The following is a 23,612-nucleotide window of genomic DNA, read 5'->3' as shown; positions in this document are numbered from 1 at the left end:
CGCCCCTTATTTCTTGTGGCGAATACGCGGGTTGACCACGCCGTAGAGCACGTCTACCAGCAGGTTAACCAGAATGATCATACAGGCGACCAACAACACCCCGCCCTGCACCACCGGGTAATCGCGGCGTTGCAGCGCGTCGATCAGCCAGCGGCCCAGTCCCGGCCAGGAGAAGATGGTTTCCGTCAGAATGGCGCCGGCCAGCATGGTGCCGACCTGCAGCCCGATCACCGTCACCACCGGCAGCAGCGCGTTGCGCAGCGCGTGGACGACGATCACCCGCATGCGGCTCACGCCCTTGGCGCGCGCGGTGCGGATGTAGTCTTCACCCAACACTTCCAGCATCGAGGAGCGGGTCATGCGCACGATCACCGCCAGCGGGATAGTGCCCAGCACGATGGCCGGCAGGATCATGTGCATCACCGCGTCGATAAAGTCGCCCGGCTCGCCCCAGATCAGAGTGTCTATCAGCATGAAGCCGGTCAGCGGATGGCTGTCGTCGAGAAAGACCGTGTCGCTGATGCGGCCCGACACCGGCGTCAGGTTAAGCTGCACCGACACCAGCATGATCAGCATCATTCCCCACCAGAAAATCGGCATCGAATAGCCGGTCAGCGAGATGCCCACCGCGGTGTGATCGAAGACCGAGCCGCGTTTGACCGCCGCCAGCACCCCAACCGGGATGCCTACCAGCACCGCGAACAGCATCGCGCAGAAGCCCAGCTCCAGCGTGGCCTGAAAGCGCGGAACGAACTCGCTCCAGACGGAGATGCGGCTTTTGAGTGAGGTGCCCAGATCGCCGTGCAGCACGTTGGACACGTAGGAGAAATATTGTTGATAGAGCGGCTTGTCCAGCCCCATTTCCGCCATCAGCTGCGCGTGGCGCTCGGCGGAGATACCGCGTTCCCCGGCCATGATGGTCACCGGGTCGCCGGGGATCATATGGACGAATGCAAAAGTCAGCAATGTAATGCCGATAAACGTTGGGATAACTAACCCCAAACGTCGGAGTATGAACTGCAACATATCCCGAACTCTCTGTATCAATGCCCGGCAGCTCATCGTCCGCCAGGCTTATTAACGCTCACATGCCTTTGAACGATTCGACGGCCATACGCCGGAGACTGGTCAGCAGGGGCGCAAACCTGTTGCGCCCCTGCAAGTCCATTCGTGCGTCTCCGGTAAAGCGGTCGAAATCAGTCTACAGAGACATTCTCGAAGTGATGCTTACCGAGTGGATCCACGACGTAGCCTTTCACTTCCTTACGCACAGGCTCGTACACGGTGGAGTGTGCGACAATCAGCGCCGGAGCCTGATCGTGCATCACCACCTGCGCCTGCTTGTACAGTTCGATGCGCTTGTCGTGGTTGGATTCGGCGCGCGCCGGTTGAATCAGATCTTCAAACGGCTTGTAGCACCAGCGGGAGTAGTTGGAGCCGTCTTTCGCCGCCGCGCAGCTGAACAGCGTGGCGAAGAAGTTGTCCGGATCCCCGTTGTCGCCGGTCCAGCCCATCATCACCGTCTGGTGCTCGCCCGCTTTGGCGCGCTTGAGGTATTCACCCCACTCATAGGTCACGATTTTGGCTTTCACGCCGATCTTGGCCCAGTCGGCCTGGATCATTTCCGCCATGCGGCGCGCGTTCGGGTTGTAAGGACGCTGTACCGGCATCGCCCACAGGTCGATGCTGAAACCGTCGGCCATGCCCGCTTCTTTCAGCAGTGCTTTCGCCTTGGCCGGATCGTAAGCATAATCCTGTACCGCGTCGTTATAGCCCCACATGGTCGGCGGGATCAGGTTCTTGGCCGCCTGGCCCGCGCCCTGATAAACCGCGTCGATGATCGCCTGCTTGTTGACCGCCATGGTCAACGCCTGGCGCACCTTCAGGTTATCCAGCGGCTTTTTCTCGACGTTGAACGACAGGTAACCCACGTTCAGGCCCGGCTGTTCCATCAGGTTGATGGACTTGTCTTGCTTCATGCGGGCGATATCGGCCGGGTTCGGGTACGGCATCACCTGACATTCGTTTTTCTGCAGTTTGGCGTAGCGCACGGAGGCGTCAGGCGTGATGGAGAACACCAGGCGATCGATCTTCGGCTTGGTGCCCCAGAAACCGTCGAATGCCTTGTACAGGATCTTGGAGTCTTTCTGGTATTGCAGCAGCTGGAACGGACCGGTGCCGATCGGATTCAGGTCGACTTTCTCCGGCGTGCCGGCTTTCATCATCACGTCGGCATATTCGGCGGACAGGATGGACGCGAAGTCCATGCCCAGGTCAGCCAGGAACGGCGCCTCCGGGCGGTTCAGCACGAAGCGCACGGTGTTGTCGTCCACTTTTTCAATCTTGGCGATCAGCTTAGGCATGTCCATGCCTTCAAAGTATTCGTAACTGCCGCCGGACACTTTGTGGTAGGCGTTGTTCGCATCCAACTGGCGCTCAAAGGAGAACACCACGTCGTCGGCGTTGAAGTCGCGCGTCGGCTTGAAGTCTTTGCTGCTCTGCCACTTCACGCCTTTGCGCAGGTGGAAGGTGTAGGTTTTGCCGTCTTCGCTGACGTCCCACTTCTCAGCCAGGCCCGGCTGCAGTTCGGTGGTGCCGATTTTGAATTCGACCAGGCGGTTGTAGATCGGTACCGAGCTGGCGTCGTAGGTGGTGCCGGAGGTAAACAGCTGCGGGTTGAACCCTTCCGGGGAACCTTCAGAACAGTAAACCAACGTCTTGGCCTGAACGCTGGCCGCCACGGTCAGCGCGATCAGCCCAATGCCGAATTTCAGAACCCCCGATTTACCCAAGGAACGTGTCATCGTTAGTGCTCCATTGTGTGATGTGATGTGTGTAATTGCCGCCAGACCTGTATTTTTTATTGCGTGGCCTGTGCGATCGGCGCCCGAAGGCAGAAGGCGTACGAGGAGAGAATGCCGGATGGAACGCATCGCGGCGGGGACGTCTGAGCGCGTGGAATTCACTCAAACAACTCTCGCTCTTACCCCTGAGGCTATCAAGTTGCCAACTGTTTGGGGTGTCGTCAATATAACCAGTGGGGATTTACGCAGACTGTGAGAAACAGCAAACAAACATAAAAAAAACCTTTTGTTAACAGTTCCAGCATGAAAATTTATGCTAAGCGGTCATATTTAGCGCATTGGTCTGACCCTCACAAACTTACTGGTTTTTAACTCCGTTAAAAAACCCCAAAACTTTGTTGCTGAATGATGAATATCTGAACGGTTATTTTTGTGATCGCCGTTAAAGACAGGAGGAAATGCTGAAGGATTACCCAAAAGGGTGAGTCCGATGGCCGCGTTTTGCGCCGGCGAGGGCCACAATCTGTGCGGCGTAAAAAAACTTTCGGCGGTGAAAAAGCCGGGGGCGAAAGGATATCCCCCGGCAACGCACTGCAACCGATTATTGAACGCCGGCGCTGTTGCCCAGGCTGGCGTTCATGCTGTTGAGAATATCGCCGTTGTCCGCATCGATCTCCCAGGAGAACAGGCCGCCCAACTGCTTATCCAGCACGTACTTGCCTTTCGCCTGCACCGAGCGGGCATCGTCGAAGGTGATCAGATCGCCGGTGGAAGGCTTGAACACGTAAGGCGCTTCCGCCGTGGCGTCGTAGGTGTACTGCCACTCGCCGCTCATGAACTGGCTGGCGATTTGGCGGTAGTCCACGATGCCGTTCTCCCAGGTGCCTTTAACCGGCCCGGTGGCGGTGCCGGTAAACGGAATATTGTTCTGGTAGCCGTTCACCCCGGTCCAGCCGCGGCCATACATGGCGGTGCCGACCACGATCTTGCCCGGCTTGACGCCCTGCGCCAGCAGCGCATTGACGCCGTTCACCGTGGTGTAGGCGGTGTCCGGTTTCCAGGCCGGCGCATTCAGCGCGGTCTGATGCCCCAGGTTCTTCAGATCGAAGGCGCCGTAGAAGTCGTAGCTCATCAGGAAGATGTGATCCATCGAGTTCTGCGCGACGTTGTAAGCCACCTTATCGATCTTGTCCTTGCCGGCGCTGATGGCGGAGGTCAGCTCATACTTGCGGCCGGTTTCCGCCGACAGCTGATCCAGCATCGCCCGCAGCTCCTTCATCAACAGCACATAGGTTTCCCCGTCCTGCGGGCTGCCCAGGTTCGGGTTGGCGCCTTTGCCGCCCGGGAACTCCCAGTCGATATCCACGCCGTCGAAGAACTTCCAGGTCTGCAGGAACTCTTTCACCGAGCCGACGAAGCGATCGCGCTTCACCTTGTCGCCCATGAAGAAGAACGGGTCAGACAGCGTCCAGCCGCCGATCGACGGCAGGATTTTCAGGTCAGGGCGCGCCTGCTTCAGCGCCATCAGCTGGCCGAAGTTGCCCTTGTAGGGGTCATCCCAGGCGGTGACGCCCTTCTGCGCTTTTTGCAGCGCGGCAAACGGATCGTGGATGGAGACTTTGAAGTCCTCGCGGCCCTGACAGGAGCGCTGCAATGCCTGGAAACTGCCTTCGATCTCTTTCAGGCTGTCGTTGATGCCGTTGCCGCCGCAGATCGGGATAAAGCCGTACAGCAGGTGGGTCAGGTTTTGCGCCGGGATCTTGTCGACGGTGAAATTGCGCCCGTAAACGCCCCACTCGACGAAATAAGAACCGACGACTTTGCCGGAGTTTTGTTTATAAGGTTTGTTCTTTTCCAGCAGCGGCTCTTTCAACGGCGCCAAATGGCTACCGTCGGTGTCGGCCACCACAATTTCGGTGGCGTCGCTGGTAGTGCAGCCGTCAGCATTGCACAACGCCACCTGCATTTGATAACGGCCACCTTTATTCACTTTAAAATTCGCCGTGCCGGAAGATCCGGTTGAAGGACCGCTCCACGCCTCTTTGCCATTTAATAAAATTTTTGCCGTCTTGCCGGTGTCGCCATTCCATAAATTCCAGGAGACCGAAACGTCGGCGGCATTTTTTACCTTCACCAGATTATTATAAGCGGTGGCCGCCTGATCGACTTCGACGATAGCGAACTTGGTGTTGCCCCAGGCGATGGTCGGTTTGCCCGGTGCGGCGGCCTGCGCCGCGGAACACAGCGTGCTGCCGATCAACAGCGCCAACAGCGGTTTATTAAATTTGCGCATAACTGATTCCTTTATTCCGAGAGGATAAACATAAAAGAGTTAATCGACGCCACGCATTGCCGGAGCAAAATGATCCCGCAATAATCCACGAAGATTAACGTTAATAAATAATCACGGTATTTCCCACGCGGCGGGAATAAGAGTTCCCGCGTTGTCCATTCAGACTATAGGTAAAAAAAACGTGAAAACAAGAGCGCTATCAACCGGGTTTTATTTGGCAAGCATGAATTTATTTAAATATGAAAATAAGAACCTAATGGGAATAAGGAGTGTGAATTAATTAAGCGTAAAGGATAAATATATTTCACGAGGACGGCAGATTGAGGCACGCCATAAAGCGCAGCCGGCCATATCGGCGGAGGTACTCATCCTCATAAACGACAGACGAAAAAAAACCTGCTTTAAAAAGCAGGTTTTTCGAATGTGGTCGGCGAGAGAGGATTACGCGCATCTTGGATGCGCGCCCTGCGGGCCGTTGCTGAAGCAACGTTGTCTCGCTTCGCGAGGCTCGAACCTCCTGCGGAGGTACTCATCCTCATAAACGACAGACGAAAAAAAACCTGCTTTAAAAGCAGGTTTTTCGAATGGTGGTCGGCGAGAGAGGATTACGCGCATCTTGGATGCGCGCCCTGCGGGCCGTTGCTGAAGCAACGTTGTCTCGCTTCGCGAGGCTCGAACCTCCTGCGGAGGTACTCATCCTCATAAACGACAGACGAAAAAAAACCTGCTTTAAAAGCAGGTTTTTCGAATGGTGGTCGGCGAGAGAGGATTCGAACCTCCGACCCACTGGTCCCAAACCAGTTGCGCTACCAAGCTGCGCTACTCGCCGATGCGGGGCGCATCTTACTGCTGGCGGTTATAGGCGTCAATCACTTTTTTGCCCCTGCATTTCAAGTGGTGATAAAAGCGCCATAATGCGCTGCGCCGGGGGTTGCGCAGCGTATTTCACTCAGGCGTTAGCGGTTTTCAGCGCCGGCGTCTGCGCACGCAGGAACGGCAGCAGGAACAGCGCCGACAGGCAGGCGGCGATGGAAATCACCACGAAGAAGCCGTTCCAGTGCCAGATCTCCATCACCCGCGCAATCGGGTAGCCGGACAGCGCCGCGCCCAGGTAGGCGAACAGGCCGACGAAACCGGTCGCCGCGCCCGCCGCATCCTTGTGCGAGCACTCCGCCGCCGCCATGCCGATCAGCATCTGCGGGCCGAAGATGAAGAAGCCGATGGCGAAGAAGCAGCAGGCCTGCAGCAGGTAGGTCACGCCTGGCATCAGCCACAGCGCCGCCACCGACAGGAAGATACCGATGGCGAAGATCAGGTTCATCGGGCCGCGGTTGCCGCGGAACAGCTTGTCGGAGCCCCAACCGGCCACCAGCGAACCGATAAAGCCGCCCACTTCAAACAGCGAAATGGCCGAGTTGGCGGTCATCAGCGAATAGCCCTTTTCCTGCGTCAGGTAGAGGTTGCCCCAGTCGTTGATCGCGGTGCGCACGATGTACACCAGCACGTAAGAGACCGCCAACAGCCAGATGTACTTGTTGGTCAGCACGTAGCGTTTGATGATCTCGCGGTTGCTCAGCCCCTGGCCTTCCGATTCCTGCACCAGCTCCATGGCGTCGTTACGCCATTTGCCGACGCTCGGCAGCCCCAGGGTGGATGGCTTGTCGCGCAGGCGCCAGCACATCAGCAGGCCGAGCACCACGCCGATGATGCCGGGAATGATCATGCCGTAACGCCAACTGAAGTGCAGCGAGATAAAGCCCACCAGCAGCGGGATCAGCGCGCCGCCGACGTTGTGCGAGGTGTTCCAGATCGCCCACCAGCTGCCGCGCTCGGAGCGCGAATACCAGCTGGTGAGGATTTTGGAGCACGGCGGCCAGCCCCAGCCCTGGAAGAAGGCGTTGAGGATCCACAGCGTGCCCAGCATCAGCAGCGACGAACTGAGGCCGAAGAAGATATTCAGCACCCCGGTCATGATCAGGCCCAGCCCCATAAAGTAACGCGGGTTGGAGCGATCGCTGATCATGCCGGAAATGAATTTCGAGCAGCCGTAGGTGATGTAGAACAGCGTGCCGAGGATGCCGACGTCGGACATCGTCAGGCCCAGATCGCTCAGCATCGCCGGCATGATGAAGTTGAAGCTTTTGCGCGTGAAGTAAAACGCGGCGTAGCCGATGTACATGGTGCACATCAGCTGGATGCGCCAGTATTTGTAGCTGGCATCGATCTGCCGTTGATCGGTGACCTGCGGCGCGTCCGAGCGGCTTTTAAGGAAAGACCACATGTGGAACCTCAGAGGATTGAATAAAGTGCCGCTATGATGCTCCTCGCGCGCGCGGGAGGATTACGCCGGATTCCCGACGCGGCTAGGAGTTTTTCCTAGTTTTGCGCTTGCGCCGGTGAAACTGTGGGTAAGATCACACTCAAACAGGCGCCCCGTTCAGCGGTGAACCGCAGGCTGCCGCCGAGGGCGCTGATGCGCTCCTGCATGCCGCGCAGGCCATACCCCGGCTGGTGGTTTTCCGCATCGAAACCCACGCCGTTGTCGCGGATGGTCAGGGCGATCAGCGGCGCGGCGCCTTTGCGCGGCTGCAGGCGCGCGTCCAGCTCCAGGCGGCTGGCACCGGCGTGGCGGCACACATTGGTCACCCCTTCCTGACATACCCGGTACAGCGTGATTTTCAGCGTTTCATCCAGCAGCTCGTCCGGCACCTGCCACTGCAGGCTGCTCACCAGCGACGCGTCCTGCGGCAGCGACTCCCGCAGCATCGCCGCCACCGCCGCCGACAGCGGCAGGTTGTTCAGCGCCGCCGGCCACAGCTGGGTCAGCACGTCGTGCACCCCGTCGTAGACCCGCAGCGCCAACGCATCGATGGCGTCGGCGCAGCCGATCACCGCCGGTTCCGGCGCCAGGCGCTTGACGATGCTGGCCTGGGTGCGGATCACGGTGATGGTCTGCCCCACTTCATCGTGCAGCTCGCGCGCCACCTCGCGCCGGGTTTGCTCCTCCGCCGTCACCAGCGCCCGCGCCAGCTGACGGTTCTCCGCCAGCCGCAGCCGCAGCTGCTGATTCAGCTCGCGCTGGCGCTGAATGCCGGCGCCCAACAGCAACCCGGTCAGGCTTTGGGCCAGCAGCGACAGCAGCAGATCGCGGTGCGACTCCGGCTGCGGCGGCTCGTTGACCATCAGCGCCACGCCGTTGAGCAGCGTCGCCAACAGCGCACCCTGCCAGCCGTAGCGGTAAGACATGAATACGATAGGAATGGCCAGGCAGAACGGCGCGAAACGGCGCAGCTCGGCGGCGTTCACCTGCTGCTGCAGCCAGATGCTGAACGCAAACAGCAGCAGATAGCTGGCCAGGTGGCCGAGGCGCAGCTCCACCGGCTTGTGGATCAGTCCCGGCTCCAGCGGCACCCAGATTTGGCGCGCCAAATAGTGCCACAACAGCAGGCAGGTCGGCGCGATGGTGAAACCGCCGGTCAGGCCGAGCAGCAGCGCGCGGGCGCCTTCGCCACTCACCAGCTGCCATACCAGCGCCTGCAGCAAGGCGGCGGCGGCCACCACCGCGCCCTGCAACAGCGGCCACCGCCATTCGCTGTCGCTCTGCTGATGGCGCAACAGCCACGGCGAGGCCAGCAGGCTGAGCAGCACCGTCAACACCAGCACCGCCACCGACGCCCACAGCGCCGGGCCGTAACCGAACTGGTCCGCCAGCAGCGCCATCAGCAGCAGATCAGCCAGCAGGATCCCCGGCCAGAAACGGTACGGGCTCTGCAGCAAAATGCCCATGCGCAGGCCGAACGGGAACAGCAGCAGCGCCTGCCAGGGCGGGTCGATCAGCGCGGTGCCGATCCCCCACAGGCAAAACGCGCTGGCGGCGTAGATGAAAAACAGCGCCAGCTGGGTGATCAGGCGCTGCGTCACAGGTTCAGCATCCGTCTCGCCAGCTCGACGTTATTGTTGATACCCAGCTTGGCGAACAGATTGGCGCGATGCACATGCACCGTCTTCGGCGACAGCCCCAAGGCGGCGGCGATCTCGCGCACCTCCTGGCCCTGCGCCAGCAATAGCGCGATTTCGCGCTCGCGGCGGGTCAACGGATCGACCCTCACCCGCGCCAGCTGCTGGGCGATTTCCGGCATCAGGTAGACGCCGCCGCCGGCGACGGTGCGCACCGCGGTGATCAGATCTTCCGGCTTGCAGCGCTTGGAGAGGAAGCCGCTGGCGCCGCGATCCAGCGCCATTTCCACCAGCGCCGGGTTGTCGTGCATCGACAGCATCACCACGCGGATGCCGGAGGGAATGTCCGCCAGCAGATCCAACCCGCTGCCGTCGGGCATCGAAATGTCGCAAATGCAGATTTCCGCCTCCAGCCCCGGCAGGCCGGCGCGCGCCTGCGCCGCGCTGCTGAACTCGCCCACCACCTGAATATCGGCCTCCAGCGACAGCAGCTGCACAAAGCCCGAACGCACAATGTCATGATCGTCGATAAACGCCACGCGCAGGGTCATGGAAATCTCCGGTTAGAAGGGGAAGTGCGCAAGTATACCGTATGCACACACCGGAATAATTGATGAAGAGAATGTATTGGCGGAAATTACCGGGTGCGCAAGGCTCCCGGCGGGAGGGATTACAGGCTGGCAGGCGCCGTTTTATTCTGCGGGAGATGGCACCAGTTGTTTTTATCCACGATGCCACCGTTCGGCGAGGTGTAACCGAGGCAACCGAGGACGGTGTCGAACAGCTCGACGTGACGGTGCGTTCTGCCGATGCGTTGCTGCGCCTGCAGTTGCTCAAAGGCGCTGAGGTGCTGCGGGTTCTCGAGGAACTTGTCCGACGCCCACACCATCATCGGCACGCGGAATTGCTCCGGCGGCGCCATTTCGCGCGGCGTGCCGTGCAGGTGCGTATTCTCGCCGATCGACTCGCCGTGATCGGCGGCATAGAACACGATGGCCTTCTTGTCCCGCACCTGGTCGATCACGTTACTGATAAAGCTGTCGGTATACAGCACCGTATTGTCGAAGGCGTTGATCAGCTGCGCCTTGGTGCAGGAGTCATCCACCCCCATGCACTCCGGCTGATAGCGCGCATAGCTGCGCGGATAACGCTGCGAGTACAGGTAGTGCGAGCCTTTGGTATGCAGGATCACCAGGTGTTTACCCTTCGGATAACGCGCCAGCGACTCTTTCATTTCGTCCACCAGCAGCATATCGTCGACCGCCTTGCCGTCGTTGCGCTTCTCGGACGCGATCATCTCGCGGAACGCATAGTTGTCCACTTCGGTGTTGTTGTAGAACCACACCTCACTCTGCATGGCGAACAGCTCGGAAGAGAAGCCCAGTTCCTTCATCACCGCGAACACGTTTTGCTCTTTCAGCGTGCGCTGCGGGTTGTCCTCGGTGCCGTCTTCGCGCACGAACATGCAGCGCAGCGACAGCTTGGTGGCGGTGTCGCAAGACTCGCCGCGGAACGCCACCAGATTCTTCTCTTTCGACAGGCGCGGCGTAGTATCGCGCTCGTAGCCCAGCATGCCCATGTGATCCCAGCGCGTGGTCTCGCCGATGATGAACACCACGTAGGTATCGTCGATGTCCGCCGGCGGCACATAGGTGAAGTGTTTGCCCGGATCGAACAGCGTGCTCTGATCCTGACTTTCGTCATAGCGGGTATAGGCGAACAGCCCCAGCGCCGACAGCCAGTTAGACGGCAGGTACGAGTGCGCCACCACGCCGCCGTAGCTCGGCAGATCGATGTTGGCGAGCTTCTCTTGCACGCTTTGCTCGTCGTCCAGCATACGCAGCGGCAGCCAGACCAGCGCCACCACCGCCAGCAAGACCAGCAGCGGTTTGATGCGATGACCGGGGGTTTTCAGCTGTTCGATCAGGGTGTAACGCAGGCTGTTTTTCCAGATCAGCAGCAGCGGCAAGGCGCTGAGCGCCACCATCCACAGCACGAAGTGCAGACCAACCACCTCTTTCGACAGATCGGTGTCGGTGGTCATCACCGACACCACGATGCCGTAGCCGATCACCACGTTGAAAAACGTCATGTAGTAGCTGGCGGCCACCGAAATCAACACCAGCAGCGAGGCGACGATGCGATAAAACAGCCGGCCGCCGAGCGATACCAGCCGCATGATGAAAAACGTAAACAGGACGATAGCGATGACTTCCGTCACCGCCGAAATAAGCTTAATTCCCTGAAGGCCGTGCGCCAGCGAATCAAAACGGCGATAGAAAACGGACAGGTTTAGAAATATGCCGATATAGATCGCTAACAATAACGATAAATTCTGCTGTGATAGCGATTTAACTTTGTTCATGTAACGCGGTGGCTCCGGGGACGGTGTAGCGGTTCTGACTCAGTCAGACACTGATTGCGGCTTCTGGTTCAGCCAACCGGCAATAAGCGTTATTTTGCGGGTAATAAGCAAGAGAATTCTCACAAAACGGACAAAATTTACCGTTTTTTTGAACGATTTTCAGGCAGGGTACGCAAGAAAATGGAGGGATAAACCCTCCATTTTTTCCAGATTTCGGCAAAAATCTTACTTAACGTTCAGAGTCACATCGATATTTCCACGGGTAGCGTTGGAGTATGGGCACACCACGTGCGCCTTTTTCACCAGATCTTCCGCCACGCTGCGCTCGATGCCCGGCAGCGAGATATCCAGCTGCACTTCGATGCCGAAGCCGTTCGGGATCTCACCGATGCCGACGGTGCCGTCGATCTTGGCTTCGGCCGGGATTTTGACCTTTTCCTTCGCCGCGACAAACTTCAACGCGCCGAGGAAGCAGGCCGAGTAACCGGCGGCGAACAGCTGCTCAGGGTTGGTGACTTCGCCGCCGGCGCCGCCCATCTCTTTCGGCACGCCCAGTTTCACGTCCAACACGCCGTCGGAGGAGGTCGCACGGCCGTCGCGGCCGCCGGTTGCGGTGGCGTGCGCGCGGTAAACCACTTTCTCAATAGACATCGTTCATTCCTTCTTGCTGGTTGGCGAGATGACTACGGCTTCCACGAGGTAAAGCCGGTCACATATTTATCTTTTGCGATTAAATCGTGCGCTACTTATTTTTGACACTTATTAACCAGTGTAGACCACCCGCGCCGTTCTTGCGTTCGGCGGCGGCGGGTCAAATCTGATCGATCAGGCTGCCGCGCAGCTTTTCCAGCTGCTGTTTGAGCGAGACGATCTCGTCCAGGCTGCAGTCAGTGGCGCACATCACCGCCTCGGGCACCGATTGCGCCCGCTCGCGCAGCGCGCGGCCGGCTTCGGTCAGGGCGATGATCACCTGCCGCTCGTCGGTGGTGGCGCGATAACGCACCAGCAAACCGGCGGTTTCCAGCCGCTTCAGCAGCGGCGTCAGCGTGGCGGAATCGAGGAACAGCCGCTCGCCGATATCCGATACCGTCACCCGATCGCGCTCCCACAGCACCATCATCACCAGGTATTGCGGGTAGGTGAGTTCGAGCTGACTCAACAGCTTGCGATAAACTTTGTGCAACGCCAGATTGGCGGAGTACAGCGCGAAACAGAGCTGCTGATCGAGCTGCAGCAGGTTCTTCGCCTTGGATTGTTCGGTCTCGGTGCTTTTCATGTGTGTGAATATAGATAGCGCACGATGTAATCGCAAGCTATTTCTTGTGAGGTATGCTACCTTTTTTTCATGCAGAGGATGCTCGGAGGGAAAGGAAATGACGAACACGCTTGCAGAACGCGCGCGCCGCTACGCCACCAAGGCGCATGCGGCCATCGATCAGCGCCGCAAATACACCGACGATCCGTACATCGTCCACCCGCAGGCGGTGATGGAGCTGGTGCGCAGCGTACCGCACACCGAAGAGATGCTGGCGGCCGCCTGGCTGCATGATACGGTGGAAGACACGCCCACCACCCTCGGCGATATCGACAGCCATTTCGGGCCGAAGGTGGCAGAGCTGGTGCGGATGCTAACCAACGTCAGCCACGCCGAGGACGGCAACCGCTTCGAGCGCAAAAACCGCGATCGACGCCACAGCGCCGCCGCGTCGCCGCAGGCCAAAACCATTAAGCTGGCGGATCTTATCGACAACACCCGCTCGCTGCTGGACTACGATAGCCACTTCGCCCAGACCTACCTGATCGAGAAACAGCGCCTGCTGGAGGTGCTGACCGAAGGCGACCCGACGCTGTGGCGCCAGGCCAGCCATATCGTTGAACAGGGGCTGCTCAGGTTGCAGCAGCCACCGCACAACGTGCCCGCCAGCTGGTTCGAACACGCCCGCCGGCGCTACCGCGAGAGCGACGCGGCCTGATCAGAAGGTCACCACCGTTTTCAACGCCGTCACCCAGGCGTCCTGCGTCTCGCTGACGCCCGCCGGGTGATGCCAGTACTGCAGGCCCGGCTGCAGCTGCAGCCACGGCGTGACGTTAACCCGGTAATACAGCTCCGCCGTCACCGAGTGGCCCGGCACCGGCCGGTAGTTCGGATCGTGATAATCGCTGATGCCGCTCATCTGGTTGAGATAACGCTGATTGTCTTTGTAGCGGTCGCTCAGCTTCACCACCGAGACGCCGAGCCCCAGCCAGTCGTCCGGCCGCGCATCGAACAGCCCGCGGTAACGGATGCCGGTCGAGGTAGACCAGTGCAGGTAGTTGCTGCGCTGATCTCCCAGCCCCAGGCTGTAAAACACGCTCAGGCCACGGTTGACGTCATCCGCATGGCGCGTCACCTGCTGGTTGAAACCGGTATACAGGAACCAGGTGCGATCGTGGCTGCGATAGCCCTGCGGATCGCTGGCGCCCGGCCCGCCGGACACCCCTTCATAGAGATCGCTCTGGCGCGCGTTGGTGAACAGCACGCCCAGGTTATACACCCCCGGCAGTTGGTTGACGGCGTGAGTTTTCAGCTCCAGCTCCATCGGCAACAGGAAGCCTTTGCTGCCCTTGGTGGACCAACTCCAGGCGTGGCTGCGGCTGGGGGCGCTCGGGTTCTGCTCCATCACGCCGCCCTTGAGCGTCAGGCCGTCGGTCAGCTTGTATTGCAGCGTGCTGCCCCAGTAATGCACGTTCCAGTTGTACCAGGTCAACGAATTAGCGGACTTGCCGCCGCACAGCGTCAGCGTCTGAAAATCGCAGGGGATGATCTGATCGAAATCCTGCACCTTGTTCATCATGCCGATGCGCCACTGCAGCCGGCGATCGAGGAAGGAGCGGCTGAAGGTCAACCAACCCAGCCGGGTAATCGACTGCCCGCCAAAACTCTCCTGCGACAGATCGGTCAGGCCGACGCGCGGATCCTGCAAGCGATCGCGGGTCAGGTTGTTGTCATGGTTGCGGTTGACGATATTGCCTTCGATCGCCGCGTCCGGAATGCCGGTCAGCGCCTGCAAATCCTGGCTGAAGGTCAACGAGAACTGGTCGATGTAAGACGCCTGTTTATCGTGGTTGTAACCGCCGCCGGCGTTATACGACAGCTGGCTGAGGTAGCCGAGATTATAGTGGAAGCCGTGATCCTCCAAGATCGGCCTGATCCCCAGCATATCCCCCAACAGCCCGGGCTGCGGCGGCTCAAAGCCGAGCGCCACCCCTTCCCATTTGGCGGTGGGGGCTTCGACGTCCTTGCCGGTTTGCAGCGTTTCCGCCTGCGCCTGGCTACAGAGCAGCGCCAGCGCCGCCAGGGTCATGGAACGAGGTAATAAGCTTTTCATCATTATTATATTTCTCCGCATAACGGCTGACTGCGGGCAACAGCATTCCCTGGGAGAGAATTTCCCATCATGAACAGCAGCGAATAACGTTAGGTTAACGCCCGGCGTTTGCCGCCGGGCTTAGAGGCTAGCGCCGGTCTTTCAGGCTGGCGCCGTTGCTGTGGATCACATCGCGATACCAGTAGAAACTCTTCTTGCGGCGGCGCTCGAGGCTGCCGTTGCCGGCATCGTCCCTGTCGACGTGAATGAAGCCGTAGCGCTTCGACATTTCCGCCTTCGAGGCGCTGACCAGATCGATCGGCCCCCAGCTGGTGTAGCCCATCACCTCGACGCCGTCGTCGATCGCTTCCGCCACCTGCACCAGATGGTCATTGAGGTAGTTGATGCGGTAGTCGTCGTGGATGCTGCCGTCGGCCTCGACGCGATCTTTGGCGCCCAGCCCGTTCTCGACGATGAACAGCGGCTTCTGATAGCGGTCGTACAGCACGTTGAGCAGGTAGCGCAGCCCGATCGGGTCGATTTGCCACCCCCACTCCGAGCTGGCCAGGTGCGGGTTCGGCACCATATCGAGAATGTTGCCGCGCGCCGTCTCGTACTGCGCCGGGTCGGCGGTGACGCAGCCGCTCATGTAGTAGCTGAACGAGATGAAATCGATGGTTTCGCGCAGCGTTTGCCGATCTTCCTCGGTGATCGCCACCTGAATGCCGTTTTCACGGAAGAAGCGCTGCATATAGGCCGGGTAACAGCCGCGCGCCTGCACGTCGCCGAAGAACAGCCAGTCGCGGTTTTGCCGCTGGGTTTCCAGCAGATCTTCCGGCTTGCAGCTCAGCGGATACAGAATGCCGCCCAGCAGCATGTTGCCGATTTTGCCCTCCGGCACGATCTCGTGACAGGCCTTCACCGCTCTGGCGCTGGCCACCAGCTGATGGTGGATCGCCTGATAGATGGCGCTCTTGTCGCTCTCCTGCGGCAGGCCGACGCCGGTGAAAGGCGCGCGCAGCGACATGTTGATTTCGTTGAAGGTCAGCCAGTGTTTGACCTTGTGCTTGTAGCGTTCGAACACGGTGCGCGCATAGCGCTCGAAGAAATCGATGGTACGCCGATCGCCCCAACCGCCGTAGTGCTTCACCAGGCCGTAAGGCATCTCATAGTGCGACAGCGTGATCAGCGGCTGAATGCCGTACTTCGCCATCTCGTCGAACAGCCGATCGTAAAACGCCAGCCCGGCCTCGTTCGGCGTCTCTTCGTCGCCCTGCGGGAAAATGCGCGTCCAGGCGATCGAGGTGCGCAGACACTTGAAGCCCATTTCGGCGAACAGCGCGATGTCCTCCGGATAGCGGTGATAGAAATCGATCGCCACGTCCTTGATGCCGCTGTCGCCCGCCGCGCGCGGCGTAATGGCGCCGAAGATGCCCTGCGGCTGCAGATCGGAGGTCGACAGCCCCTTGCCGTCGGCCTGATACGCGCCTTCTACCTGGTTCGCCGCTACCGCGCCGCCCCACAGAAAATGTTGCGGAAACTTGCCGTTCATCGCTTGCTCCTCAATTAGCGTAATAAAGTCAGCAGCGGCGCCTGTTCCTGCACCGGAGACAGGCCGCTGGTCAACACGTCCACGTAGTCATCGCTGTTGCTGATGATGATCGGTGTGGTGGTGTCATAGCCGGCGGCATGGATCGCCGCCTGGTCGAACTCGATCAGCAGATCGCCCGGGGCAACCCGCTCGCCTTCCCGCACATGGGCGGTGAAATGCGCCCCGTCCAGCTTCACGGTATCGATGCCGACGTGGATGAGAATCTCCGCGCCGTCGTCCGATTCGATGCCGATGGCGTGTTTGGTTTTGAACAGCGACGCCACGCTGCCGCTCACCGGCGCCACCACGCGCCCCTGCTGCGGCGCGATCGCCACCCCTTTCCCCAGCAGGCCGCTGGCGAAGGTTGCGTCGTTCACCTGATCCAGCGGCACGATGTCGCCGGCGATCGGGCTGAGGATGGCCTGCTTGCGGTTAAGCGGCGCGGCGGCTTCAGGCTGCGCCGTCTCTTCCGCCGGTGCGACGCCGAACAGATAGCTGGCCAGCGCGGCGAACACGAACGACAGCAGGGTGCCGCCGATCGCGCCCCATACCGTGGCGTCGATGCCGCCGCCGGGGATGATCTGCGCGAAGGTGAATACGCTCACCAGGCCGAACGAGTAGACCGAGGTATGGAAGTAGCCGATCACCGCACCGCCCAGCGCGCCGCCAATGCAGCCGAAGATGAACGGGCGTTTGTTCGGCAGCGTAACGCCGTATACCGCCGGTTCGGTGATGCCGAAAATCCCGGCGCCGATGGCCGAAGCGGACAGCGCCCGCAGCTTGGCATCGCGGGTGCGCAGCATCACGCCCAGCGTGGCGCCGACCTGCCCCATCACCGCCGGCAGCAGCAGCGGCACCATGGTGTCGCGCCCCAGCACGCTCAGGTTATTGATCATCAACGGCACCAATCCCCAATGCAGACCGAAGATCACGCACACCTGCCACATCGCCCCCATAAAGGCGCCGGCGATGATCGGGTTAAAGGCGTAAATGCTCTGATAGCCGTTGGCCAGCAGGTGGCTGAGCCAGGTCGCCGCCGGGCCGATCAGCAGGAAGGTCAACGGCACGGTGATCGCCAGGCACAGCAGCGGCGTGATGAAATTGCGCAGCGCGCTGTGGATCACCCGGTTAAACAGCGGCTCCAGGCGGCAGGACACCCAGGCCGCGAAGATGATCGGGATCACCGACGAACTGTAGTTGATGAAGGTCAGCGGAATGCCGAAGAAGTATTCGCGCACCGCCCCCGGCTGCTGCGCCGCGTCGAACGCCGCCATCATCAGCGGATGCGTCAACGCGCCGCCGATCGCCATGGTGACGAAGGGGTTGCCGCCAAATTTTTTCCCGGCGGTGTAGCCGAGCATGATCGGGAAGAAGTAGAACAGCGAGTCGCTGGCGGCGAACAGCATTTTGAAGGTGCCGCCGCTCTCCAGCAGCCAGCCGCAGGCCAGGCTCAGCGCCAGGAAGCCTTTCAGGATCCCCGAAGCGGCCATCACCCCGAGCAGCGGGGTAAAAATACCGGACACCAGATCGATAAATCGGCTGAGCAGGTTGTCTTTTTTGCCGCCCGCGTCGTCGCTCGGCGCGCCCTCGGCCAACCCGCCAACGCGGTTAACCGCGTCGAACACCTCCGCCACGTGGTTGCCCACCACCACCTGGAACTGGCCGCCGCTCTCCACCACCATGATGACGCCGGGGTTTTTCTTCAGCGCTGCCGCGTTGGCGCGAGTGTCGTCACGCAGCTTGAAACGCAGGCGGGTGGCGCAGTGCACCAGGCTTTTCACATTGTCGCGGCCACCGACGCCGGCCAAAATCTCACTGGCTAATGTGTCATATTTCATACGGTTATCCTTAGACTTCGCGTTCTGCCTCTCCCCTCCCCGCACTGGCCTGGCGCTGAGGCGGAATTCGGCGCAAAAAAAAACCTAAACCTCGCGGCCTCTGCCCCATCGGGGAACAGAAACGCGAGGTTTAGGTTTTGCCTGCCGTAGCAGTAACAACCCTAAATCGGTTGAGTTATGACGTTAACACCGCGGATTTTGCCGGGGCAAGCCTTTGCGCCGGCAAATTGCCGAACTGTGATCGCGGGGGCAAAACGACCTCAATGCGCGAAATAATGCATGCCGCCATCTACCGGGATCACCGCGCCGGTGATATATCGCGCGAGCGGGGAGCAAAGAAACGCCGCCAGATAGGCCATGTCTTCCGGTTCGCCGAAGTAGCCGATCGGGATATGTTGCGCAATAAACGCCTGGCGTGCTTCATCGCAAGCGTATAAGCGCTCGCGGATCTGTTCACTGTTGATGCGCCCCGGCTGTAACGTATTGACGGTAATCCCCTGCGCAGCCACATCGCCGGCCAGTCCTTTGGCCCACAGATGCAATGCGCCCTTGGCGGCGCTGGCGGCGCTCAGGCTGCGCGGCTCCATCGAGCCGCTGATGTTGATAATCCGGCCCCAGCCTTGCGCCTGCATGGCCGGCAACAGCGCCTGAGTCAATCTGCGGGCCGGCGTGAAGTTCAAAGCGAAAGCGTCATCCCAGCTGCGATCGCTGTCGTTCAACGTCGTGGGGTGAAACGCGCCGACCGCGTTGATCAGAATATCGACTGTCCCCACCTGGCACAGCGCCTGCGCCGCCAAACGGGCGAGAGCCTCAGGCTCGGTCACATCGGCAACGATCACCTGCGGACGCGCCGCCCCTTGCCGTTCCACCTCATCCGCCAAGGCCTGCAGCCGGTCACCGCGTCGTGCGGTGGCCACTACCTTGACACCTTGAGCGGCCAATACCCTGACCATGCCGGCACCGATCCCTTCGCTGGCGCCCGTGACCAATGCCGTGCGTTGCTGTAATTGCAAATTCATAAGAAACATTAATTGAATAATTCAATTTAAGAGGAAACGTTCATACATTGAATCACGCCGTTATTCGTGTGAACATTCCCGAAAATCGCATCATTAATGTGCAGGAATTCACCGATGTTTGACTGGCAGGATTTAAAACACTTCGTGGCGCTGGCGCGCACCGGTTCGTTGTCGGCGGCAGCGCGGGAGCTGGGTTGCGATCACGCCACCGTCGGGCGACGCGTAGCGGCGCTGGAACAGGCGCTCGGCCTGCGTTTGATCGTACGACTGCCGCGCAGCACACCGTTGACCCAGGACGGACAGGCGATTGCCGGGCTGGCGGCGGAGATCGAGGCGCAAAGCCAGGCTATTGCCCGTCATGCGCGCAGCGCCGGCGCAGCGCCCCAGGCCGGCGTGCGCATCAGTGCGCCGCCGTCGATCGCCGCGCATATTCTCGCGCCACGCATTGCCGCATTTAACCAGGCTTTTCCACAGATCGTCGTCACGCTGTCGGGTGAATCGGCGCTCGCCGAGCTGGATCGCGGCGAAGCCGACATCGCCGTGCGCATGGTGCGCCCGCAGCAGCCAGAGCTGCTGACGCAGCGCATAGGCATGATGCGCTACGCGCTGTATGCCGCACCGGAGCACGCCGCACTACCCGACGCGGCGCGCCGCTTTCTCGCCTATGACCATCACTACCAACAGCAGCCGCATCAGCAATGGCTGCAACAGCTGTTGCAGGGGCGTCCGGTGGTCTTTCAGGCCAGCGATCTGTTTTCACTGCAACAAGCGGCGCGTTCAGGGCTGGGTGCCGCCGTTTTGCCGACTTTCGTCGCCGATGGCGATCCGGATCTGGTCCCGTTGCCCACGGCCAATGCCGCGCCAACGCGCGAGCTTTGGCTGGTGACGTATCCCGATTTGGCGCGCACCACTGCCGTGCGCGCGGTGATGAATTTCCTGGTCGAAACGCTCGGCAAAACGTGCCCATTACCCGCATAAAGCATCAGAATGACTAATATAAATACTGGACAAAAGTCACGCGGGGGATTATTACTGGTCAACACTTAATCGAGAGTAGGGATGGCAGTCATCATGGTGTTGCGTACTGATGTAGGACGGATTCTGATCACCGGCGCCGGCGGCCGGGTAGCCACGGCGTTTCGTCAGGCAATGGGCGATCGCTACGCGCTGCGCCTGGCGGAACGCGACATCAGTCTGCTGAACGATCTGCAACCCGGCGACGAAGTCATCAGCTTCAACATCGCCGATCTCGACGCCTGCCGCGCGGCCTGCGCCAATATCGACACCGTGTTGCATCTGGCGGCCGATCCCTCCCCCGACGCCGACTTCTGCGGCTCGTTGATGGACAACAACATTCTCGGCACCTTCAATATCTTCCGCGCGGCGAAAGACGCCGGCTGCCGCCGGGTGGTGTTCGCCAGCAGCGCGCAGGCGGTGGAAGGCTACCCGCTCGACTATCAAATCCGCCCGGACGACGCGCCGAAACCGAAGAACCTGTACGGCGCCAGTAAAGCCTTCGGCGAAGGCATCGCCGCCTACTTCGCCCATCAGGAAGGGCTTTCTGCCCTGTCGGTGCGCATCGCCAACTTCACCAGCCTGAGCCCGGGAGATCGGCTCAGCGCCCGCGACATGAGCGCGTTTCTCAGCCATCGCGACGCCGCCGATCTGCTGGAGCGCTGCATTCGTGTCGAAGGGGTGCAATATGCGGTGGTGCACGGGGTTTCCAATAACCGCTACACGCGTTTATCGCTGGAAGAGACCCGTCGCCTGCTGGGTTACGCCCCACAGGACGATGCGTTCAGCCTGCTCGGCTTCGAATAGCTTGGGCGGAAAGGGAAACAACGCCGGGAGGCACCCGGCGTTGGGACAGCATTACGGTTTTTCGGCGATCTTGCGCAGATATTCGTTATTTTTAAACGCAATGATGATCATCTCGAACGCCACGCGCACGAACACACCGCCGACGATGATGCCGAACAGGCCACGGAAGAACTCGCCGTAGAACATCATGCCGATGCCGCTGATCAACACGCCCAACAGCGCCAGCCAGTAAACGGCGGTGATGATTTTTGGCGTCAGCATCGCGTCGAAGAAGAAGATATTTCTCATGTGGATCTTTCCTTAGGCAGGTCTTTCATTATCCCAGAGGCGCCGCACCGAGCGGCGGCCACTTATACACAAAGATAATGATAGCGGCTAAGAGTTGATGCCGAACAGATAAATGGGGGCGGGAGAGGATAAGCGTTTATGTTTTATGCGGCTAACGGCGTGCGACGGATAAAAAACCGCCGCACGCTGTCGCTTAGCCGTTGGCGTAAACGACTTTTGCGGCGGTGCGGCTGGTGAACAACACCAACAGCAGCGCCAGCCCGGCGATAATCGCCCCCATCACCGGCACGAAGCTGTAACCCAGACCGGCGGAGACCACCGCGCCACCGGCGGCGGCGCCCAGCGCGTTGCCCAGGTTGAAAGCGCCGATGTTGACCGAAGACGACAGCCCCGGTGCTTCGCTGGCCACGCGCATCACGCGCATCTGCAGCGGCGGCACCACGGCAAAGGTCGCCGCGCCCCAAATCACCATGCTCACCGCTGCGCCGATGTCACTGCGCGCCAGCAGCGGGATCAGCAGCATGATGGCCACCAACAGCAGCAAGAAGCCCTTCAGCGTCGCGCTCTCGGAACGGTCGGCGAACTTGCCGCCGAGGTAGTTGCCGATGGAGAAACCGACGCCGATCAGCACCAGCATCACCGTCACGAACAGCGGCGTCGCCTCGGTGATGTGCTGCAATACCGGCGAGATGTAGGTATAGAGCGTGAACATCGCGCCCGCCCCCAGCACGGTCGTCAGCAGCGCGGTCAGCACCTGCGGCCGCACCAGCACCGACAGCTCGCGTTTCACGTCAGGGCGCGCGCCGGCGCTGCCTTTCGGCAACGAGAACCACAGCCCCAGCATGGCGATCACGCCCAGCCCGGCCGTCGCCAGGAACGACATGCGCCAGCCGATGGTTTCACCCAGCCAGGTTGCGGCGGGCACCCCGCCGATATTGGCGATGGTCAGCCCCATAAACATGGTCGCCACGGCGCTGGCCTGTTTCTCTTTCGGCACCACGCTGGCGGCCACCACCGATCCGAGGCCAAAGAAGGCGCCGTGGTTCAGGCTGGTGATGATGCGCGACAGCATCAGGGTGGTGTAATCCGGCGCGATGGCCGACAGCACGTTGCCCAGGGTAAAGATCGCCATCAGGAAAATCAGCGCGCTTCTGCGCGCCCGGTGCGACAGCAGCAGCGTCATCAGCGGCGCGCCGACCATCACGCCGACGGCGTAGGCGCTGATCAACATGCCGGCCATCGGAATGGAGACGTCCACCCCTTTGGCGATGGTCGGCAGCAAGCCCATAGGAGAGAATTCGGTGGTGCCGATGCCGAACGCCCCCACCGCCAGGGCTAACAAGGGATAATTCACTTTCATGCAACAACTCCGGTTTACCGCTGCCGAAGCGCGGGAACAGTTAAGATGCCGAAAGTATGACATTGATCACAACAAAGATAAGCAGGCGGGAGGCTAAAAGACTTTTGCAAATTTGTTAAAAGTGCGGTGGGAGGGGGCGGGTATCGGCGTCCGTTACCCGGTGTGATAATGCGTGGCGGCCGGTTTACCGCCGCTTTTCTATCCACGCAAGAAAATCCATCATCCGGTCGACAAAGGCGGCGTCATTCGCTTCACCAACCGCATGTGCCAGCAAGTACGTCATGTCAGCCTGCTGTGCCGGATAGCGCGCCAGCAGCTGTTCGGCATAGTCGGTTAACGTTGTCGGCCAGAATGCGCTGCCCTCGGCGCGCAGCATGTTGGTGGCGCGGATCAGCTTTCTGGCCGCTTCGCGCTTTAAGCGCTTCTCATCCGGCACCGGGCTTGCCTGCAGCAGTAGCTGCTCCCGATAACGCACCAACACGGGCCGTAAATCGGCATTGACCGCCAGCGCGATGCGCCGATCGGGCCGAAACAGCGGAAAAGCGGCGGAAACGTCTTCGCCCCACAGGCAGCGGCAGTGATGCTTCAGCCAAAATCCCCAGGAATGGCAATGCTCAGGGTTCAACGCCTCCTCGACGCTGCCGATGTCAAAGTCGACCTTGCTCACGATCCGCTGCTCCAGCTGAAAAGCCTGCCGCCACGCCTCAAGGCGCTGCAACGCCTCGCTATCGGCCGGCTTGGTGAGCAACAGCGTGATGTCCAGATCGGACACGCCGGGAATGGCTTCGCCGCGCGCGACGCTGCCGTAGAGGTATATGCTGTGGATGAGCGCCGGGAATTGGCACGGTAGCCCCGACGTCAGCGCCTCCAGCAGCGGGATAAAAGCCTGCTGCAGCGGAAACGCCGTCACCGTAGGAATCAAGCCCACC

Annotated in this window: 19 protein-coding genes, 1 tRNA gene and 2 other RNA genes; 3 read left to right on the top strand and 19 right to left on the bottom strand. The window is 60.4% G+C overall.

The window, feature by feature from the left end:
* Window positions 1-6: 6 nt before the first annotated feature.
* The 12 genes from dppB to C3F38_RS02835 form a co-directional block, all read right to left on the bottom strand.
* Entirely contained in the window at window positions 7-1,026 is a 1,020-nt protein-coding gene (gene dppB / locus C3F38_RS02890) for a dipeptide ABC transporter permease DppB (RefSeq protein ID WP_043129106.1), read from the bottom strand.
* A gap of 170 nt (window positions 1,027-1,196) precedes the next feature.
* On the bottom strand, window positions 1,197-2,804 hold the full coding sequence (dppA, locus tag C3F38_RS02885) for a dipeptide ABC transporter periplasmic-binding protein DppA (RefSeq protein ID WP_047729481.1): 1,608 nt from the start codon (window positions 2,802-2,804) through the stop codon (window positions 1,197-1,199).
* Window positions 2,805-3,405: 601 nt separating this feature from the next.
* Complete coding sequence (locus tag C3F38_RS02880) at window positions 3,406-5,097, bottom strand: glycosyl hydrolase family 18 protein (RefSeq protein ID WP_047729484.1); 1,692 nt, start codon at window positions 5,095-5,097, stop codon at window positions 3,406-3,408.
* Between the two features lie 424 nt (window positions 5,098-5,521).
* A non-coding RNA gene (locus tag C3F38_RS02875) (RtT sRNA) lies at window positions 5,522-5,650 on the bottom strand.
* Window positions 5,651-5,685: 35 nt separating this feature from the next.
* A non-coding RNA gene (locus C3F38_RS02870) (RtT sRNA) lies at window positions 5,686-5,814 on the bottom strand.
* Between the two features lie 35 nt (window positions 5,815-5,849).
* A tRNA-Pro gene (locus tag C3F38_RS02865) sits at window positions 5,850-5,926 on the bottom strand.
* A gap of 120 nt (window positions 5,927-6,046) precedes the next feature.
* A complete protein-coding gene (locus tag C3F38_RS02860) occupies window positions 6,047-7,378 on the bottom strand; it encodes an MFS transporter (protein WP_038875891.1) in 1,332 nt (443 codons plus the stop codon).
* A gap of 95 nt (window positions 7,379-7,473) precedes the next feature.
* Window positions 7,474-9,018, bottom strand: a complete 1,545-nt coding sequence (gene uhpB, locus C3F38_RS02855) for a signal transduction histidine-protein kinase/phosphatase UhpB (RefSeq protein ID WP_055312449.1) — start codon at window positions 9,016-9,018, stop codon at window positions 7,474-7,476.
* Window positions 9,015-9,605, bottom strand: coding sequence for a transcriptional regulator UhpA (gene uhpA, locus C3F38_RS02850; protein ID WP_038875895.1), 591 nt, complete (start codon window positions 9,603-9,605; stop codon window positions 9,015-9,017). Before uhpA ends, uhpB begins: the two co-directional genes overlap by 4 nt.
* A 119-nt stretch (window positions 9,606-9,724) precedes the next feature.
* On the bottom strand, window positions 9,725-11,419 hold the full coding sequence (gene eptB, locus C3F38_RS02845; protein ID WP_038875898.1) for a kdo(2)-lipid A phosphoethanolamine 7''-transferase: 1,695 nt from the start codon (window positions 11,417-11,419) through the stop codon (window positions 9,725-9,727).
* Window positions 11,420-11,644: 225 nt separating this feature from the next.
* Window positions 11,645-12,070 carry an organic hydroperoxide resistance protein gene (locus tag C3F38_RS02840; RefSeq protein WP_004934114.1) on the bottom strand — a complete coding sequence of 142 codons (426 nt, stop codon included), beginning with the start codon at window positions 12,068-12,070 and terminating at the stop codon, window positions 11,645-11,647.
* Window positions 12,071-12,230: 160 nt separating this feature from the next.
* On the bottom strand, window positions 12,231-12,695 hold the full coding sequence (locus tag C3F38_RS02835; protein ID WP_038875900.1) for a MarR family winged helix-turn-helix transcriptional regulator: 465 nt from the start codon (window positions 12,693-12,695) through the stop codon (window positions 12,231-12,233).
* A gap of 97 nt (window positions 12,696-12,792) precedes the next feature.
* On the opposite strand from C3F38_RS02835, the gene C3F38_RS02830 reads away from it, so the two are divergent.
* On the top strand, window positions 12,793-13,392 hold the full coding sequence (locus C3F38_RS02830) for an HD domain-containing protein (protein ID WP_047729488.1): 600 nt from the start codon (window positions 12,793-12,795) through the stop codon (window positions 13,390-13,392).
* Here the strand turns inward: C3F38_RS02830 and C3F38_RS02825 are convergent, their stop codons facing one another.
* From C3F38_RS02825 to C3F38_RS02810, 4 genes are all read right to left on the bottom strand, one after another.
* Complete coding sequence (locus tag C3F38_RS02825; RefSeq protein ID WP_369916783.1) at window positions 13,393-14,763, bottom strand: carbohydrate porin; 1,371 nt, start codon at window positions 14,761-14,763, stop codon at window positions 13,393-13,395.
* A gap of 151 nt (window positions 14,764-14,914) precedes the next feature.
* Window positions 14,915-16,318 (bottom strand): glycoside hydrolase family 1 protein, encoded by a 1,404-nt coding sequence (locus C3F38_RS02820; RefSeq protein ID WP_104456911.1) that lies wholly within the window; start codon window positions 16,316-16,318, stop codon window positions 14,915-14,917.
* A gap of 14 nt (window positions 16,319-16,332) precedes the next feature.
* A complete protein-coding gene (bglF, locus tag C3F38_RS02815; RefSeq protein ID WP_055317593.1) occupies window positions 16,333-18,195 on the bottom strand; it encodes a PTS beta-glucoside transporter subunit IIABC in 1,863 nt (620 codons plus the stop codon).
* A gap of 260 nt (window positions 18,196-18,455) precedes the next feature.
* Window positions 18,456-19,214: an SDR family NAD(P)-dependent oxidoreductase gene (locus tag C3F38_RS02810; protein ID WP_038875906.1), complete on the bottom strand. Its 759-nt coding sequence runs from the start codon at window positions 19,212-19,214 to the stop codon at window positions 18,456-18,458.
* Between the two features lie 114 nt (window positions 19,215-19,328).
* Here C3F38_RS02810 and C3F38_RS02805 point away from each other — a divergent pair, with 114 nt between their 5' ends.
* Window positions 19,329-20,192, top strand: coding sequence for a LysR family transcriptional regulator (locus C3F38_RS02805; protein WP_055313443.1), 864 nt, complete (start codon window positions 19,329-19,331; stop codon window positions 20,190-20,192).
* Between the two features lie 93 nt (window positions 20,193-20,285).
* On the top strand, window positions 20,286-21,035 hold the full coding sequence (locus C3F38_RS02800; protein ID WP_038875909.1) for an NAD(P)-dependent oxidoreductase: 750 nt from the start codon (window positions 20,286-20,288) through the stop codon (window positions 21,033-21,035).
* 51 nt (window positions 21,036-21,086) lie between these two features.
* Here C3F38_RS02800 and C3F38_RS02795 read toward each other — a convergent pair whose 3' ends face one another.
* From C3F38_RS02795 to C3F38_RS02785, 3 genes are all read right to left on the bottom strand, one after another.
* The gene (locus C3F38_RS02795; RefSeq protein ID WP_019452598.1) at window positions 21,087-21,323 is read right to left on the bottom strand and encodes a DUF4282 domain-containing protein; all 237 of its coding nucleotides are present in this window, start codon (window positions 21,321-21,323) and stop codon (window positions 21,087-21,089) included.
* Window positions 21,324-21,516: 193 nt separating this feature from the next.
* Window positions 21,517-22,683 (bottom strand): MFS transporter, encoded by a 1,167-nt coding sequence (locus tag C3F38_RS02790; protein ID WP_039568202.1) that lies wholly within the window; start codon window positions 22,681-22,683, stop codon window positions 21,517-21,519.
* 184 nt (window positions 22,684-22,867) lie between these two features.
* Window positions 22,868-23,611 carry a nucleotidyltransferase domain-containing protein gene (locus C3F38_RS02785; protein ID WP_233211731.1) on the bottom strand — a complete coding sequence of 248 codons (744 nt, stop codon included), beginning with the start codon at window positions 23,609-23,611 and terminating at the stop codon, window positions 22,868-22,870.
* Window position 23,612: the final 1 nt, after the last annotated feature.

It is taken from the genome of Serratia sp. SSNIH1 (assembly GCF_002935055.1).
GTDB lineage: Bacteria > Pseudomonadota > Gammaproteobacteria > Enterobacterales > Enterobacteriaceae > Serratia > Serratia nevei.
The sequence above is the reverse complement of the archived record's forward strand: the minus strand, read 5'-3'. Positions and strand labels throughout refer to the sequence as shown.

What these genes read in the sequence shown, in the direction of transcription:
- dppB (WP_043129106.1), bottom strand. Translation starts at nt 1,026, where the DNA reads ATGTTGCAGTTCATACTCCGACGTTTGGGGTTAGTTATCCCAACGTTT.
- dppA (WP_047729481.1), bottom strand. Translation starts at nt 2,804, where the DNA reads ATGACACGTTCCTTGGGTAAATCGGGGGTTCTGAAATTCGGCATTGGG.
- C3F38_RS02880 (WP_047729484.1), bottom strand. Translation starts at nt 5,097, where the DNA reads ATGCGCAAATTTAATAAACCGCTGTTGGCGCTGTTGATCGGCAGCACG.
- C3F38_RS02860 (WP_038875891.1), bottom strand. Translation starts at nt 7,378, where the DNA reads ATGTGGTCTTTCCTTAAAAGCCGCTCGGACGCGCCGCAGGTCACCGAT.
- uhpA (WP_038875895.1), bottom strand. Translation starts at nt 9,605, where the DNA reads ATGACCCTGCGCGTGGCGTTTATCGACGATCATGACATTGTGCGTTCG.
- eptB (WP_038875898.1), bottom strand. Translation starts at nt 11,419, where the DNA reads ATGAACAAAGTTAAATCGCTATCACAGCAGAATTTATCGTTATTGTTA.
- C3F38_RS02840 (WP_004934114.1), bottom strand. Translation starts at nt 12,070, where the DNA reads ATGTCTATTGAGAAAGTGGTTTACCGCGCGCACGCCACCGCAACCGGC.
- C3F38_RS02835 (WP_038875900.1), bottom strand. Translation starts at nt 12,695, where the DNA reads ATGAAAAGCACCGAGACCGAACAATCCAAGGCGAAGAACCTGCTGCAG.
- C3F38_RS02830 (WP_047729488.1), top strand. Translation starts at nt 12,793, where the DNA reads ATGACGAACACGCTTGCAGAACGCGCGCGCCGCTACGCCACCAAGGCG.
- C3F38_RS02825 (WP_369916783.1), bottom strand. Translation starts at nt 14,763, where the DNA reads ATGACCCTGGCGGCGCTGGCGCTGCTCTGTAGCCAGGCGCAGGCGGAA.
- C3F38_RS02820 (WP_104456911.1), bottom strand. Translation starts at nt 16,318, where the DNA reads ATGAACGGCAAGTTTCCGCAACATTTTCTGTGGGGCGGCGCGGTAGCG.
- bglF (WP_055317593.1), bottom strand. Translation starts at nt 18,195, where the DNA reads ATGAAATATGACACATTAGCCAGTGAGATTTTGGCCGGCGTCGGTGGC.
- C3F38_RS02810 (WP_038875906.1), bottom strand. Translation starts at nt 19,214, where the DNA reads ATGAATTTGCAATTACAGCAACGCACGGCATTGGTCACGGGCGCCAGC.
- C3F38_RS02805 (WP_055313443.1), top strand. Translation starts at nt 19,329, where the DNA reads ATGTTTGACTGGCAGGATTTAAAACACTTCGTGGCGCTGGCGCGCACC.
- C3F38_RS02800 (WP_038875909.1), top strand. Translation starts at nt 20,286, where the DNA reads ATGGTGTTGCGTACTGATGTAGGACGGATTCTGATCACCGGCGCCGGC.
- C3F38_RS02795 (WP_019452598.1), bottom strand. Translation starts at nt 21,323, where the DNA reads ATGAGAAATATCTTCTTCTTCGACGCGATGCTGACGCCAAAAATCATC.
- C3F38_RS02790 (WP_039568202.1), bottom strand. Translation starts at nt 22,683, where the DNA reads ATGAAAGTGAATTATCCCTTGTTAGCCCTGGCGGTGGGGGCGTTCGGC.